General features: G+C 60.6%; 17 protein-coding genes and 2 pseudogenes. 8 read left to right on the forward strand and 11 right to left on the reverse strand.

What is annotated here, in order from left to right; all coding sequences use genetic code 11:
* Positions 1–21 precede the first annotated feature (21 nt).
* Together ACETMP_RS15890 and ACETMP_RS15895 are read left to right on the forward strand one after the other, a co-directional pair.
* Complete coding sequence (locus ACETMP_RS15890; protein ID WP_375161662.1) at positions 22–2,253, forward strand: Wzz/FepE/Etk N-terminal domain-containing protein; 2,232 nt, start codon at positions 22–24, stop codon at positions 2,251–2,253.
* A 398-nt stretch (positions 2,254–2,651) separates the two neighbouring features.
* Positions 2,652–2,942, forward strand: coding sequence for a hypothetical protein (locus ACETMP_RS15895; RefSeq protein ID WP_257177961.1), 291 nt, complete (start codon positions 2,652–2,654; stop codon positions 2,940–2,942).
* A 42-nt stretch (positions 2,943–2,984) separates the two neighbouring features.
* Here ACETMP_RS15895 and ACETMP_RS15900 read toward each other — a convergent pair whose 3' ends face one another.
* Both ACETMP_RS15900 and ACETMP_RS15905 read right to left on the reverse strand, forming a co-directional pair.
* A complete protein-coding gene (locus tag ACETMP_RS15900; RefSeq protein WP_375161919.1) occupies positions 2,985–3,452 on the reverse strand; it encodes a sugar transferase in 468 nt (155 codons plus the stop codon).
* A complete protein-coding gene (locus tag ACETMP_RS15905) occupies positions 3,386–4,324 on the reverse strand; it encodes a hypothetical protein (protein WP_375161663.1) in 939 nt (312 codons plus the stop codon). Before ACETMP_RS15905 ends, ACETMP_RS15900 begins: the two co-directional genes overlap by 67 nt.
* A gap of 303 nt (positions 4,325–4,627) precedes the next feature.
* Between ACETMP_RS15905 and ACETMP_RS15910 the strand changes: the two genes are divergently transcribed.
* Positions 4,628–4,987 carry a hypothetical protein gene (locus tag ACETMP_RS15910; RefSeq protein WP_375161664.1) on the forward strand — a complete coding sequence of 120 codons (360 nt, stop codon included), beginning with the start codon at positions 4,628–4,630 and terminating at the stop codon, positions 4,985–4,987.
* A 5-nt stretch (positions 4,988–4,992) separates the two neighbouring features.
* Positions 4,993–5,729 (forward strand): annotated as a pseudogene (locus ACETMP_RS15915) (metallophosphoesterase family protein).
* Positions 5,730–5,772: 43 nt separating this feature from the next.
* Here ACETMP_RS15915 and ACETMP_RS15920 read toward each other — a convergent pair.
* Positions 5,773–6,051, reverse strand: coding sequence for a hypothetical protein (locus ACETMP_RS15920; protein ID WP_375161665.1), 279 nt, complete (start codon positions 6,049–6,051; stop codon positions 5,773–5,775).
* 582 nt (positions 6,052–6,633) lie between these two features.
* On the opposite strand from ACETMP_RS15920, the gene ACETMP_RS15925 reads away from it, so the two are divergent.
* Positions 6,634–6,897 carry a hypothetical protein gene (locus ACETMP_RS15925; protein ID WP_028134743.1) on the forward strand — a complete coding sequence of 88 codons (264 nt, stop codon included), beginning with the start codon at positions 6,634–6,636 and terminating at the stop codon, positions 6,895–6,897.
* A 556-nt stretch (positions 6,898–7,453) separates the two neighbouring features.
* On the opposite strand, the gene ACETMP_RS15930 is transcribed toward ACETMP_RS15925, so the two are convergent.
* Together ACETMP_RS15930 and ACETMP_RS15935 are read right to left on the reverse strand one after the other, a co-directional pair.
* Positions 7,454–7,693 carry a hypothetical protein gene (locus ACETMP_RS15930; protein WP_375161666.1) on the reverse strand — a complete coding sequence of 80 codons (240 nt, stop codon included), beginning with the start codon at positions 7,691–7,693 and terminating at the stop codon, positions 7,454–7,456.
* 46 nt (positions 7,694–7,739) lie between these two features.
* Positions 7,740–7,940, reverse strand: coding sequence for a hypothetical protein (locus ACETMP_RS15935; RefSeq protein ID WP_375161667.1), 201 nt, complete (start codon positions 7,938–7,940; stop codon positions 7,740–7,742).
* Between the two features lie 347 nt (positions 7,941–8,287).
* Between ACETMP_RS15935 and ACETMP_RS15940 the strand changes: the two genes are divergently transcribed.
* The 3 genes from ACETMP_RS15940 to ACETMP_RS15950 are packed head-to-tail and all read left to right on the forward strand — an operon-like array spanning position 8,288 to position 9,657.
* Positions 8,288–8,989, forward strand: coding sequence for an HWE histidine kinase domain-containing protein (locus ACETMP_RS15940; protein ID WP_375161668.1), 702 nt, complete (start codon positions 8,288–8,290; stop codon positions 8,987–8,989).
* Entirely contained in the window at positions 8,986–9,276 is a 291-nt protein-coding gene (locus tag ACETMP_RS15945; RefSeq protein WP_375161669.1) for a hypothetical protein, read from the forward strand. The genes ACETMP_RS15940 and ACETMP_RS15945 overlap by 4 nt, the downstream gene beginning before the upstream one ends.
* A 36-nt stretch (positions 9,277–9,312) precedes the next feature.
* Positions 9,313–9,657 (forward strand): response regulator, encoded by a 345-nt coding sequence (locus ACETMP_RS15950; RefSeq protein WP_375161670.1) that lies wholly within the window; start codon positions 9,313–9,315, stop codon positions 9,655–9,657.
* A 123-nt stretch (positions 9,658–9,780) separates the two neighbouring features.
* On the opposite strand, the pseudogene ACETMP_RS15955 reads toward ACETMP_RS15950, so the two are convergent.
* From ACETMP_RS15955 to ACETMP_RS15980, 6 genes and pseudogenes are all read right to left on the reverse strand, one after another.
* Positions 9,781–9,945 (reverse strand): annotated as a pseudogene (locus ACETMP_RS15955) (VapC toxin family PIN domain ribonuclease); the annotation flags it as partial.
* Positions 9,946–10,194: 249 nt separating this feature from the next.
* The gene (locus ACETMP_RS15960) at positions 10,195–10,611 is read right to left on the reverse strand and encodes a DUF5681 domain-containing protein (RefSeq protein ID WP_375161671.1); all 417 of its coding nucleotides are present in this window, start codon (positions 10,609–10,611) and stop codon (positions 10,195–10,197) included.
* Positions 10,612–11,100: 489 nt separating this feature from the next.
* Positions 11,101–11,403 carry a hypothetical protein gene (locus ACETMP_RS15965; RefSeq protein ID WP_375161920.1) on the reverse strand — a complete coding sequence of 101 codons (303 nt, stop codon included), beginning with the start codon at positions 11,401–11,403 and terminating at the stop codon, positions 11,101–11,103.
* Between the two features lie 53 nt (positions 11,404–11,456).
* Positions 11,457–11,852, reverse strand: a complete 396-nt coding sequence (locus ACETMP_RS15970; RefSeq protein WP_028134736.1) for a type II toxin-antitoxin system VapC family toxin — start codon at positions 11,850–11,852, stop codon at positions 11,457–11,459.
* Positions 11,849–12,103 (reverse strand): type II toxin-antitoxin system VapB family antitoxin, encoded by a 255-nt coding sequence (locus tag ACETMP_RS15975; RefSeq protein WP_028134735.1) that lies wholly within the window; start codon positions 12,101–12,103, stop codon positions 11,849–11,851. The genes ACETMP_RS15970 and ACETMP_RS15975 overlap by 4 nt, the downstream gene beginning before the upstream one ends.
* A 95-nt stretch (positions 12,104–12,198) precedes the next feature.
* A complete protein-coding gene (locus ACETMP_RS15980) occupies positions 12,199–13,509 on the reverse strand; it encodes a site-specific DNA-methyltransferase (protein ID WP_375161672.1) in 1,311 nt (436 codons plus the stop codon).
* Positions 13,510–13,558: the final 49 nt, after the last annotated feature.

The raw sequence follows: 13,558 nt of genomic DNA on the forward strand, positions 1-13,558 counted from the left end.
TCCAAGGGCAGCAGTTAGCACATGTACCAGCCTAGAGAACATTTCCAGTCGGGACACCGATTCGGCATCGAATTCGGCGGGGCGGTCCTCAGCTTCGAGCGCGTGACCGACGTCCTTCGCCGCCAATGGCCGATCATCGCGGTCTGTACGGGAGCTTCGCTGGCCCTGGTGATCGTCTACCTGGCCATGGCACAGCCCATGTATACGGCAAATGCCCGCATCATGATGGATACGCGGCAGACGCAAGTTCTGGACAAGGACAGCAACGCCAGCAGCGCCCTGATCGACACCGGCTACGTCGACAGCCAGGTGGAGATCATCAACTCGGACGACCTCATTCTGTCCGTCGTCCGCCGCCTCAAGCTGACGGAAGACCCGGAGTTCAACGGCTCCAGCCCGGGTCTGCTCTCCATCATCATCGGCAAGGTGACCTCGCTGTTCGGCTCCCGCGAGCCGGCGAGCCAGGAACGGATCGAGCATGCGGTGGTCCAGCAGATCCAGAAGAATCTGCGTACGGAGCGCGTGCTGACGACATATGTCCTGTCGCTGAGCTATAAAGCGCGGAGCCCCGACAAGGCCGCCAAGATCGCCAACGCGATCGCCAATGCCTATCTCGTCGGGGCCCTGGAGGCCAAATATCAGTCCACCAAGCGGGCCACCGAATGGCTGCAACAGCGCAGCCTCGAACTGAGCGAGCAGGCATCGGCCAGCGACCGCGCCGTCCAGACCTTCAAGGCCGAGAACAACATCGTCGGAACCAGCCGCGGCCTGATGTCCGAGCAGCAATTGTCGGACCTCAACACGCAGCTAGTTCAGGCGCGGGCCGCGACCGCCGAAGCCAAGGCCCGGCTTGACCGGATCGACACGATTTCCGATCAGGATGTTGCGCAGTCGACCGTGACGGATGCCCTCAACAACTCGGTGATCACCCGTCTGCGCGCCCAATATCTCGACCTGCAGGCCCAATATTCCGACTGGTCCAGGCGCTACGGCAAGACTCACCTTGCGGCGGTCAATCTGGCCAACAAGATGGAGGAGCTGCGCAAGAACATCGCCGACGAGGTGCGTCGGATCGCCGATGCCTATCGCAGCGACTACGAGATCGCGAAGAGCCGGGAGGCCTCGCTCGAGAAGAACGTGAAGGAGCTTGTCGCCCAGGCCGGCAACAAGGGCCAGGCCGAGGTCAAGCTGCGCGATCTCGAAAGTGCCGCCGACACCTATCGCAATCTCTACAACAACTTCCTGGAAAAGCTGCAGAGCGCGACGCAGAATCAGAGCTTTCCGCTCAGCGAGGCGCGCCTGATCAGCACCGCCACAAAGCCGGATCGCAAGAGCTCGCCGCGCACGATGCTGGCGCTGGTGGGAGGCCTGGTCGGCGGCCTCTGCCTTGGCTTCGGTGTCGCGTTCGGGCGTGAACTGCTCAGCGACGTGTTGCGGACCCCCGCCGAGGTCGAGGAGGAACTCGGCGTCAAGTGCCTCGGGGTCCTGCCCGACATTCGTCCGCCAACGGCGACCGGAGCGCTGCTTTCGACCTCGGCCAGACCAAGTTCGGCCGATCTGTCCCGCTACGTCGTCGATCATCCCTTCTCGCGGTTTGCCGAGACGTTGCGCAACATCAAGGTGTCGATCGACGTTGCGCGCCTGACCCGCGAGATCAAGGTGATTGGCATCGTGTCCTCCCTGCCCAAGGAAGGAAAAACGACGGTGGCGGCCAACTTCGCACAGTTGATCGCCCTTACCGGACATCGCACCGTCCTGATCGACGGCGATCTACACACGCGCTCGCTGACCCGAGAGCTCGCACCCAACGCCAAGAGCGGACTGGTCGAGGCTCTCAGCGATCCGGCGAGCCTCGGCTACCATGTGCAGCGAAGCAAGGAGACGGGCCTGGATTTCCTGCCCTCCGTCGTGGCGTCCCGCATGGTCAATTCGGCCGATGTCATCGGATCGAAGGCGATGGCCGAACTGCTCAAGGTGCTGAGAGAGCACTACGAATACATCGTGATCGACCTTGCCCCGGTGATGCCGGTGGCGGACTCGAAGGCCTTCAGCCTCCTGATCGACGCCATGGTCTACGTGATCGAATGGGGGCAGACGACGCGAAGCGCCCTACAGGAGTCGGTTTCCGGATCGGAAGTCCTCCAGAAGAAGCTGCTCGGTGCCGTGCTCAACCGCGCCAACCCGAAGATGCTCAAGCGCATCGAGGCGTACAAGGGGAAGCACCACAACAGCTACTACGTCGAGCACACCTAGGCAGAGGCGCGGCGCCGGCTCAGCCGATCTGGAACGACCTCGGGCCCGTTGCCATTTGGCAGCGGGCCTTTTTTCGTGCTTTGCGGAATTGTTGCGTGACAGCGATCGAGCGCGCTTTCGCCTGCGCCACCGGAGATCGCGCCAAGCCGACCCGGACCTGCTCCGGCCTCCGTATTCGTCCGGAATCCACAACTTGCAGTTATTGCTCTAGCCAAAAGCAAGGATTGACGAAGACGGCGACGGCTAGGACAGTGCGTCAATTGGCCAACGTTCATCGACAAGACGAGACAATCCGGTCTTCGACGCCTCAAAATGCCGAGACTTTGGGCATCTTTCTTTCTGGGTTCCCTGAGGCTAATCTCGGCTCATATTTGTAGTTCCTTTCCGGCGGGCTCGGGATGCTGATCGTCCTCACGATTTTGACTATTTGGGTGCTGCTCAACATCCTGTTCGTGTTGATCGTGGTTCCTCCACGCAAGGCGCGTCGGCAGCCGATGGCGGCGCCGACACTCTCGCCCGCGCCCATCGATCCGAGCCGGCGGGAGATCGAGCAGGACGAACCGTTCTCGATCCGCCATGTCATCGTCTCCGTTGCGATGGGGGCTTTCTTCGTGCTGGTGCCGCCGCTGCTCGCCTTGCGGGATGCGATCATGCGGCTCTTCGGCAGGTCGACACGGGACGGAACCTGAGCTCCGCCGCCTGCCGCTTTCGATCATCGGGCCATTGAGCAGTCAGTAGGCTTCCTGGAACATCACCGCGGACGCCGTGCGGGCCATGATCTTCAGGTCGAGCCAGATGCTCCAGTTGCTGACGTACCAGACGTCGTACTCGACCCGCTTTTCCATCAGATCGATCGTCGGCGTCTCCCCTCTGAACCCGTTCACCTGGGCCCAGCCCGTCAATCCGGGCTTCATGTGGTGCCGGTAGACATAGTTGCTGATCAGCTCGTCATAATAATTGTCATGGGCCAGCGCATGCGGTCGCGGCCCGACCAATGACATATCTCCGCGCAGCACGTTCCAGAGCTGCGGCAGTTCGTCGATGCTCGTCATGCGCAGGAAGCGCCCGATCTTGGTGACCCGGGCATCCTGCTTGGTCGCCTGCGCGATGGTCTCGCCGTTTTCGCAAACGGTCATGGTTCGGAACTTCCAGATCTCGAACGGCCTGCCGTTGAAGCCGCGGCGCGATTGCCGGAATATGACGTTTCCGGGGAGTCCAGCTTGATCAGCACGGCAACGGTCAGCAGCAACGGCGTCAGCATCACCAGCGCGAACACGGCCACGCCAATGTCGAGGCAGCGCTTCTGCAGCCGCTCCAGAATGGTGAGAGGCGGCCGCTGGATTTCGACCGCTACGGTTCCACTGACCGGCAGGAAGGGACGGGCCACGAGATCAGCGACCGGGTCGTCCGGCAGCAGGCGTATGGGCTGTGGGACGGCGCGCAAGTATGGCACCAGCTTGCGAAGCATCGGCAACTCGTTCCAGTCGATCGCCAGCAGATATTCGTCGACGTCGGCCGAACGCGACTGACGGATCACGTCGCGAATCTGCCGCTCCCAGTGGCCGTCGTCCCGATCGGCTCCGAGCACGAAATGGCGCATCACGTCGAAGCCATTCCTCCGCAGGTCCTTGAAGCGGCTCGATGTGAAGTCGAGCGGCTTGAGGCTGAGCAGGATCACCTTGCGATCGACCAGCCTGCTTCGCGCAAAGCTGGTGCCGAACACCGCCTGCCAGACGAAGCGGAGGCTGATCAGGCCGAGTCCGCCGATCACAGCGAACACGAGCACGGCGCCGCGCGACAGATCATCCGTCGACTTCAGCAGGAAGGCCGCAACGGCAAGGATCGTCAGCGAGGTCAGCCAGATCAGCACCGCCTTGCGAAGCTGCCAGACGACGTTGAGCAGACGGTGCGTGGCATAGACGTCCCGGAAATAGGCGACCGCCACGAACACCACGCCGACAAACAGCCCCGCTCCCACCGAAGCGCCGTCATTGGGCGAAGCGACCGCTACGCCATACAGCGAAGCCCCGGCGACATAGCTCAACAAGATCAGCAGAAAGTCAGCCGCCATGACGACGATCTGAAATGGCCTCTGAAGAGAGCCACCGCGCGTCGACGACAGCGTGTGAGCGTTTTCAGAACCATAAGTTGCAACAGCCATTCGAACCTCTGCTTATCGAGAGAGTGCCTGACGCTCATCGTGATGCTGAAGACTCGTCACTTCCCCGCACGGAAGGTGTTGACTGATCGCAGCGACATTGTGGCGCTGCACGCAAAACTTTTGCGTCGCAAGGATCGTGTGTCGCGTTGAAATGCGCGGCGAAATTCGTCGCGCTGAAAATGTCGTCACAGTGATGACATAGGAGCGAACGCGTTGCCCTATTTTGAATCAAGTTCCACATCCGGCGCGTTAGCTGATCGTTGCGCGAGCGTCTTGCCGCCCATCTTTCAGGCGACGCAATTCCTCAATGAGGCTGCGCCCGAGCGGTTGCGAGAATTTCGATGGATTTCTATCTGGGCGTGCGTCTGGAAATTCGATTCAGGCATGCAATTCTGGCCGAGCGATCATTCGCGTTGCCCGCATGGGCAGTCGGCAAAAACTGCCGCGCCCTTCTTTTGGCGTGATCGAGCCGGAGAACAGGGACGCTCCCTCGCCGAATGCACGCTGTTCGTTGGATGGAAGCTCCTCGGTGCCGGCGACTTGGGGAAATTTTTCGACCACCCGATCGATTGAGCGCCATGATATCTCTCGCCCGACCACGTCCGCCCGTTCCCAAACCGCAATTGCCGGAGGGTGTCCGAATCTATGCGATCTCGGACATTCACGGATGCGCGCATCTGCTCCGGCCCATGTTGCGGGTGATCGACGCCGACGTTGCCCACAGCCGGCCGCGCTACGCGGTCGAGGTGTTCATGGGCGATTACATCGATCGCGGCCCGGATACGCGCGCCACGCTCGACGTCCTGGTCGAACGGAGCCGTCGTGGAAACGCGGTCTTCCTGAAGGGAAACCACGAGGCGTTCCTTGTCAGCGTGTTCGAGGACCCTTCACTGTTCGAGGATTGGATCGCCGTGGGCGGCGCCCAGACGTTGATGTCCTACGGGCTCCCCCGCCGGACCTGAAGCGCGACGAGCCCGCATCGATCATGCGCGATCTGATCCGGGCAATGCCCACCGAACATCTGGAGTTCCTCGATAATCTGCGGCTGAGCTTCAGTTGCGGGGACTTCTTCTTCGTCCACGCCGGCGTTCGCCCGGGCGTTCCGCTGACCGAGCAGGCCGAACGCGATCTGCTCTGGATCCGCGAAGACTTCCTGCGCAGCGAGCAGCAGTTCGGCAAATATATCGTGCATGGTCACACGCCGGTCCGCAGCGCCGAGTTCCTGGCAAACCGGGTCAACATCGACACCGGCGCCTATGCGACCGGCAACCTGACCCTGATGAGCATCCAGGGCAGCCGCATGCTCGCGGTGTGAGACGACGACCGCCCGCCGAGGGTGCCGAAGCCCGGAGCCCGATCTAGTTGAGCAAGCAGGGCTTCTGCAGCCGCGCACGCGTCTCGGCCATCCAATCGTTCCAGGCCCGCTCGTGCTTGACGTAGAGCTCCAGCCAACGCTCGCCATGCCTGGCTTGGCGCACCCGCCGCGCCTCGACAAGCAAGTCGGCGCCAGGCAGGGCGCCTGGATTATCGAGGGCTTCGAACTCAGCCGTCTCCGAGATCGTCAGGCCGACAAGCACGCGTTGTCCCGCGCCATCCACGATGTAGCGCCGGGGCGCGTCCCTCTTCGGTTCGCTCATCTCGCCATGCCCCATTCGTATCAGTGAAATCACGCGTTCTGCCAGCGCATCGGACGCGGCCTAAAAGGCTCGCCGGGCGTGACCGAACGTTGAGGTGGGAGTTGCACCGGCCGTTCGGCGCGAGGCGCCACGGGATGATTCCGCGGGACTTCGCTGGATACGCCAAGCACGCAACGCGTATCCCGAGATGAGTCCGACACTGAAAATGAAAGTGGAGACGAATGCTGAAGTCATGGGAGTCGCCCTGGATAGTCCAGAGCTTATAAGAGCGAGCACTGTGTCGACATCATGATTCCTGCTGCCCGCCGGCCGCCGAAAGATTGTTCATGCCTGACCTCTGGCGTGCACGCGGCGCAATCTCGCGCGCATCGATCGCAGCGATCAAGCTCACTCGATGAGGAGCACTCTATATAGAGAGACGTCCGCGCAGGGCCCGGCCTCTCCAACATCGTTGCCGTCGGGCAGGCCTGACTGCGGTTTCCGCGAACAGGAAATTTCGGCCGACCGGTCGGCCCACGCCCTTGCAACCGTCCGGAACCCGTCGCATTATTTCGCATCGCATATTACGAGGGATTCAATCCAATGAACTTCCGCGCTCTTATTCCATCGATTGCCCTGGCCGCTCTTGGTCTCGCCGTGACCGTCTCGGTTGCACCGGCCGCCGAGCTCGCGCTGGCGCCGTCACACCGGGCCGCCGCCGTCCAAGGCGGCGTTGTACTGTGGGATGACGTTTACCCGCCCGCGATCTATGGTCCCCAGCTTCGCCCGGTCGAGGAAGTCGCCGCCCTGAAGGCGCAGGCGCGTCCGGTGTCGCACCGCTGGTGGGGATATTGGTACGTGCGGTGACGAACTGAAGCGCTTCACTAACCGCTCAATCGACGACAGCCCGCCGCAATGCTGAGCAATCAGCAGCGGCGGTTTTTCTATGAGTCGATGAGACGATTGTCACTGGGCAGCAAGAGGGCTTAGAGGGTGAGGTCACGTCCTCATGCACCTGATCTGCCTGATAAATATGCGCGATATCGTCGCTGGCGGGCAACATGCAGGAGAAAATGCCCACATCTGAGCAGTTTATGAGCCACCTGCACCGCCAAGGGGACGCCAGTAACAGGATCAAGAACAGGAGATGATCAGGGTCGTTACAGGGGTCGAACAGGGCTGCTTCAGGTCCACCGTCTAGCAGGGGGCGACATGGAGATGCAGAAAAGGGGTGCATCGCACTCGAGCGGCGAGGATGCTTGAGAGCATCGACTAGGCCTCGTCTACAGAAGCCTGACTAGCCCGCGCAGAGGCGGAGCCTTGCCCGTTCAGTCTTCACAAGCGGCCTTCAGCAGGCATCGCCGTGAAGGTCAGCTACGGGCGACGAGTAGACGTCGAGGAGGCAAAGCAAGCAAGCGCGCTCTCACTCCGAAGAAAGCCGATAGACCTCCCCGGGGTTGAGCTTGACTTGTTCAAACATTCTCAGCTGCTTTTCGGTCAAAACTGCTGGGATGACCTGGGCAGTCCAGCCTTCTGGTACTTCAGCAAGCACGAGAGTGACCGCCTGACTTGGCTTGGCGAGCGCAAGCCAAAGCTCGGTCGTGGAGTCCGAATCCGACGTCACCTCGACGATTGTAAATTCGCTGCCGAACGACTCTGCCATGAATGGTCAACGCGCGCTCAACGCGACAGTTGCTCGTTGAAGTCGTTCAATCCGGCGGCTTTAATCCAGGCGATTGTAGCCATTCGCTCATGTGCGAGCCGGTTTCACATTGGCGAGCCTTGCGCATGACTTGCTCGCGCAAAGGCCCGGGCGGAAGCAGCGTAGCTTGTTCGCGCAAGTGCTTTGCCTCTTCAGCAAGCCGCTCTTCGAGTGATTGAGTCTGTTTGAAACGACGCCGTTTTGACATGGCGCTGCTCCCAGATCGAGGGGGCGGGAGCGCTACCGGCGTTCTCATCACAGATAGTAGCCGATGTCCGGGCTGTGATGCTGCGACCGTGCGCCTTTTCGCAGTCGCCGCGCAAGATATATGTTTTCGCTTCTGCGCTGGAACTCGTGGGGAATGGCTCAAAAGGCGTAAGCCGCTAGAGCGCGGAACGAACAGCGGGTCAAGTATCGGGCGAAAAGAGCCTCATCTCTATCTGCCTTTCGCTGGTCAGGACTCGCCAACGTTCACTTCCGTACACAGGCCCAATTTGGTTGTGGACGACCACACTCCGTATTAGCCTAAGCGGAACCTCCTGTGGTGAACGCCAAATGAACCTCGAAGACTTGTACCGGCTTCTGCGCAGTGAGCATGTCCAAGCGCAAGGGATCGTTGACACCCTGGAGGAGCCCCTCCTGGTGCTCGACCAGACCGCCAGTGTCCTTACGGCCAATCGCGGGTTCTATGAGACCTTCAGGGTTGGCCGCGACGATACCGTTGGACGGAGTCTGTTCGACCTTGGCAACGGTCAATGGGACATACCCGGGCTCAGGCGCCTTGTGAACGAGATCATTCCTCGGTCCACCGCTGTGGTCGGCTACGAAGTGACGGCCGAGTTCCCGGCCATCGGCCCGCGCACAATGCTGGTCAGTGCACGTCGTCTTGTTCACCCCGACAATAACAGCTCCAGCATCCTGATCCTGTTCGAAGACGTGACCGACAGGCGGCAACGAGACGTCCAAAAAGACATTCTCCTCGCGGAAACCCGCCACCGGATGAAGAATCTTCTTGGAATCGTACGCTCCCTCGCCAATCAGACAGATGTGGAGGGCCGCACCGCCAAGGAATACCGCGATGCCTTCTTGGGACGGTTCCAGGCTGTGGCCGAAGCCGAGACCATCGCGTTGGCTGGCAGCGCTGAAGCCGATCTGAGCGCCCTTGTGGAGCAATCGCTGAAGGCCGCGGGCCCGGAGCGATACCGGGTGACCCCCGACCGGCGGTGCGTCTCAACCCGCGGCAGATCCTGCCGTTGAGCCTCATTCTGCATGAACTCGTCACCAACGCGTGGAAGTATGGAGCCTTCTCCAATGCTGGAGGGGTAGTTCACCTGAGCTGGCGTACGTCGCAAGAGCAGGGAGAAACTATCCTTCACATCGACTGGAGAGAGGAAAACGGCCCACCCGTCACTCCGCCGTCTCGCTCTGGCTTCGGCTCCAGGCTGATCGATCTCAGCGCCGTGCAGGGCTTACGCGGCACGGTGGAACTGAAGTATGAGCCAACCGGTTTAAGGGTTCACATCACCGCGCCTGTGGATGCTTGAACCTCGGTACACATTGTGCACGACGCTCCCCGAATCTTGGTTGTCGAAGATGAGTATCTCATCGCATTGGAGGTCGATACCGCATTGAGGACTGCCGGATACCGCGTGATCGGTCCGGTTGCAGATGTGGATGGTGCTTTGGAGGTGTTGAAGGGGGACCGGCCTGACGCTGCCATCCTAGACGTCAACCTCGCCGGAGAGTGGGTCACGCCGGTCGCAGAGACGCTCAGCGCAATGGCGGTGCCGTTCATTCTCGCCAGCGGCTACGTTGCCGCCGACCTCCAAGCCCATCAAGTCTTGCGGGATGCCGTTAATGTCGGAAAATCGTGGCGGCCCGAATATCTACTCAAGACCCTTAAGAGCGCCCTAGAGCGAACGTAGGATGTTGCGCTCTCGCTCCGGCTCTCACGGTCACTGCGGGAGCTTCACTTAGATCAACCAACACTTCGGCTCTGGGTCAAACGCCGCCCTCGGGAGTTCCGACGACAGAGTTCCGCTCAGCCCCTAGAAGCGGACCACCATCCACGGATCGATGATCATCAGACTCGCGGCATTGAACGCACTCGTATCGCGCGATGCCACGGCGAACCCATGCACGGCGGCGATCGCGGCGATGTAGTCGTCCGGGGTGGGGAAGCCTCTTCCGGCCGCCCAGGCCTTGACGACGAGATGCAGGTGAGCACCCCAGTCAGGCCTGCAACCTGCGACAGGATCGTACACTCGATGTTCTCTCATTCATCCCGCAGGTCGCCAGTGAACGGCCCTTCAGACAGGCCAAGATCGAGCGGACAACCGCTCTCAAGCGCAGTGTCAAGATAAGTGGCACATCCAGGCTGTCGCATCTGCGTAGCACCTGGAATAGAAAAGGGAGCGCCGAAGAGGCGCTCCCGAGCATTAGATTGGATTTTTCCGGGGTCTTTACGGCAAATAGTCCGGATCAATCTTCTTTCGCAACAATGCCAAGAGACGCTTAAAGTCATCAGTGACATCTTCAGGAAACATACGGATACGGTCTTCGGCCGCGAAGATGGCCTCAAGATTCTTCAGCTGGAGCTCGACATGCTCAAGCGTAAACCGATCCTTTCTCTTATTATATTCGCAGATAGCGCGCATATCACCGGATACGGCCTTAGCCACCAGCTGGCGATCTATCGCAACACGCGCTGGAACGAACTCGCGCTTATTTCCCACCACCATCGCCACCGGCATCTCTGCTGCATCGAAGAAATCGCGGCGAACCTGATCGTCGGAGATGGGATGCGGCTGCTTCCGCGGGCGTCCATTGAGATTGCCCGACGTGCCCTTTTCAAACTGTCCCTTAAGATTGCGAGCCATGTTGTGCTCCTCGAATGACGGAATTCAGGAGGACATGCGCAAACGAAAACGGCGTGACCTCCGGTTACCAAATCCCTGCAAGCAGAGATTCAGACCCATCAGGCGTCACGCCATCATTTCCGCACTACATGCCGGGTTTGTGCATCACGCAAAGTCCCAAAAAGGACCCAACCCGGCTCTCGCACGAGGCAAGAGCTTTCTACCGCAATTAATGGTGTTGAGCAAGCAAAGCCGCCGAATTGGCGAGCAGGCCGCCACGAGCTGCCAAGACAAGAGTTAGTTCGGCAAGGTAGACGGCCAAATGATGGAAGGCGCGATACGTCAGCAATCTATCGACGGCGTCCGGGGGGTCTGTCTGAACAACACTGGCATTGAGCATCAGCCCGCTTTCGACCAAGGGTTCGTCGGAGGCCCAGGCAAGTTCGCAATCGGGTCGGGTTGAGCGCTCTAGGCGCTGTGCGGCTTCTGCCTCCGCAGAGCCCCTGGAGATCAAATCGCAAGATCGATCTCTGCCGGGATTCTTCCCTTGCGCTGGACAAGTCGCGCCCCGAAATCGTCTTCGAGCGCCAAACGCGACAAGGCGATCTCCAGGAGTTGGGTATCGTAGGACACGTGAGCCCGCTTCTTTGCCGTTTCGAGCAAGCCTGCCGGCAACCGGACAGACAAGCGCGTGTCCTTTGCCCTGCCAATCAGCCCGACGTCGCGCGCCTGCTCCAGAACGAGCCGGTTGCGCTTGCGCGCAATCTGCTCCTCGGTGTCTGTCGACCTACGGAATCCGCGCCCCCATGGCAACCTCAGATGTTTAATTGAATATAGCTGGCCCGAAGCCGTTGCGATGGAAATCGTCACGGGTCGACCGAAGCAATATCGGTATGGATGAAATCGTCACCTTTGAACAACAAAGGCTCGCCAGTGATTTTGGCGAGCGCGTAAGCAAAGCAGTCGCCGAAATTTAGTCTGGCAGGATGGCCGCTGCCCTTGCCGAAATCGCGATAGGCCTCGCGCGCGACCTGCGCCTGAGCCTCGGTCACAGCTTCGATCGAAATCTGTGCTTCCTTCACCAGTTCGTCGAAACGGCGGCTAGCGATAGGATCGCGGCTGGCATCGATCACGACAGCTGCCTCGACGAAATTGGCTGCAGACATCCGCCGAATGGGATGCGCTTCGATCGCAAGCGCGCAGCGCCGTGCTTCGGGTTCGCCACGCAAAATGGCAATGAGCGCAGATGTATCGAGGATCATCGAGGCAGTCCGCGCTCGTCGTAGAGCAGATCGCCGTGATCGACCGATCTGTACGGCTCTTTCAAGTGCTTGGCGCAATCCTCGCCGATCTTCAACAAACGATCCGACAGACGTGCACCTTGCGCGCGGCGAACCCGCTCCAGCCGCTCACGTACCGCATTCGTGACCGCCGCGGTCAGCGACTCCCCAGTCCGCTGCGCTAGCTCGGTTGCTAGTTCATGCGCCTCGCGGTTCTTAATATTCAGGCTCATTATCCACCTTCTACCAAGATAGATATACCATTCTACCTGGCAGATCAAGCCGGCTGAATGGCCCCGTCTTTGTTCGGAGCCGAGCAAATGCCCTGCTACTGGAGTGGATCGGCCCTGCGCTGCTCAACCTCGGCGAATGTCTCACAGGTCAAAGCCATGGTCGCGGCCTGCCCGGTATAGGCCTGCCAGCGGCGGATCGCGACATCGACGTAGAGCGGATCGAGCTCGATCGCCCGAGCCCGCCTCCGGCACTTCTGCGCGGCCATGATGGTCGTGCCGGATCCAGAGAAGGGGTCGAGCACGATGTCGCCACGACGCGAACAGTCCTTGATGGCGTCGATCACGAGCGCGGTGGGCTTGACCGTCGGGTGCATTTCAAGCTCGCTCGCACGGCTGGCGCCGAAACTGTTGATGCCGGCATAGTCCCAGACATTGGTGCGGTAGCGGCCGTGCTTGCCGAGCTCGATCGTGTTGACGTGCAGCCCCTGCCCCACCTTGTAGACGAACACCAGCTCATGCTTGGAGCGGTAGAATGAGCCCATGCCGCCGTTGCTCTTGTTCCAGACGCACAGATTCTTCAGCTCGGAATAGACACCGCCGGCCGCCTTGAGCACCTCGTCCATGTGGCGCCAATCCATGCAGACGAAATGGATCGCGCCGTCCACGCTCACCCGCGCCATATTGCCGAATACCACACTCAAGAACCCCGCAAACTCCAAAGAGCTCATCTCGCCGGAGGCCATCTTGAATTCGCGATGCTTGACTGCGCCGAGCCCGCTGACGTGCCCGTCGATCGGCACGTTGTAAGGCGGGTCCGTGAACACCACGCGCGCCTCGTCACCATCCATCAGATCCGCGAAGGAGGCGGGATCGCAGGCATCCCCGCACAGCAAGCGATGCTCGCCAAGGACCCAGAGGTCGCCGAGCCGCGATACCGGATCTGACCCAACGGCTGGAACGAGATCGCTCTTGTCGGGCTTCTCGCGCCCCGCTTCGCCATCCACCAGCAGGTCGATCTCGGCGGTCTCGAAACCGGTGACTTCCACATCGAAATTGATCTCGACACCCATCAGCTCGCGCCAGAGCCCACGCAGCTGGTCCATGTCCCAGTCCGAGTTCAGCGCGATCTTGTTGTCGGCGAGCGAGAACGCGATCTTCTGCGCGGCCGACAAATGGCCCACCCGCAACACCGGCACCCGCTCCAACCCCGCCATCCGCGCGCCCTCGACGCGGCCATGTCCGACCAGGATCATGCCGTCCTCATCGATCACCACGATGCTGTTGAAGCCGAACTCGCGGATCGAGGCCGCGATCTGATGCAGCTGCTTGCGCGAATGCCGCCTGGCGTTGGCCGGGTTCGGCTTCAGATCGGCGATGGGCAAATGGTCAACGCGGAAATCACTCATTGAGACCTCTCTCCAAAGGATAGGTCAAACTATATCACCATCTATCTTG

It is taken from the genome of Bradyrhizobium dasycarpum (assembly GCF_042019905.1).
Taxonomy (GTDB): Bacteria; Pseudomonadota; Alphaproteobacteria; order Rhizobiales; family Xanthobacteraceae; genus Bradyrhizobium; species Bradyrhizobium japonicum_B.

Bases quoted from the DNA above. Each gene is read 5' to 3' on its own strand.
- ACETMP_RS15890 (WP_375161662.1), top strand. From the start codon at position 22: ATGTACCAGCCTAGAGAACATTTCCAGTCGGGACACCGATTCGGCATC.
- ACETMP_RS15895 (WP_257177961.1), top strand. From the start codon at position 2,652: ATGCTGATCGTCCTCACGATTTTGACTATTTGGGTGCTGCTCAACATC.
- ACETMP_RS15905 (WP_375161663.1), bottom strand. From the start codon at position 4,324: ATGGCGGCTGACTTTCTGCTGATCTTGTTGAGCTATGTCGCCGGGGCT.
- ACETMP_RS15920 (WP_375161665.1), bottom strand. From the start codon at position 6,051: ATGAGCGAACCGAAGAGGGACGCGCCCCGGCGCTACATCGTGGATGGC.
- ACETMP_RS15925 (WP_028134743.1), top strand. From the start codon at position 6,634: ATGAACTTCCGCGCTCTTATTCCATCGATTGCCCTGGCCGCTCTTGGT.
- ACETMP_RS15930 (WP_375161666.1), bottom strand. From the start codon at position 7,693: ATGGCAGAGTCGTTCGGCAGCGAATTTACAATCGTCGAGGTGACGTCG.
- ACETMP_RS15935 (WP_375161667.1), bottom strand. From the start codon at position 7,940: ATGTCAAAACGGCGTCGTTTCAAACAGACTCAATCACTCGAAGAGCGG.
- ACETMP_RS15940 (WP_375161668.1), top strand. From the start codon at position 8,288: ATGAACCTCGAAGACTTGTACCGGCTTCTGCGCAGTGAGCATGTCCAA.
- ACETMP_RS15960 (WP_375161671.1), bottom strand. From the start codon at position 10,611: ATGGCTCGCAATCTTAAGGGACAGTTTGAAAAGGGCACGTCGGGCAAT.
- ACETMP_RS15970 (WP_028134736.1), bottom strand. From the start codon at position 11,852: ATGATCCTCGATACATCTGCGCTCATTGCCATTTTGCGTGGCGAACCC.
- ACETMP_RS15975 (WP_028134735.1), bottom strand. From the start codon at position 12,103: ATGAGCCTGAATATTAAGAACCGCGAGGCGCATGAACTAGCAACCGAG.
- ACETMP_RS15980 (WP_375161672.1), bottom strand. From the start codon at position 13,509: ATGAGTGATTTCCGCGTTGACCATTTGCCCATCGCCGATCTGAAGCCG.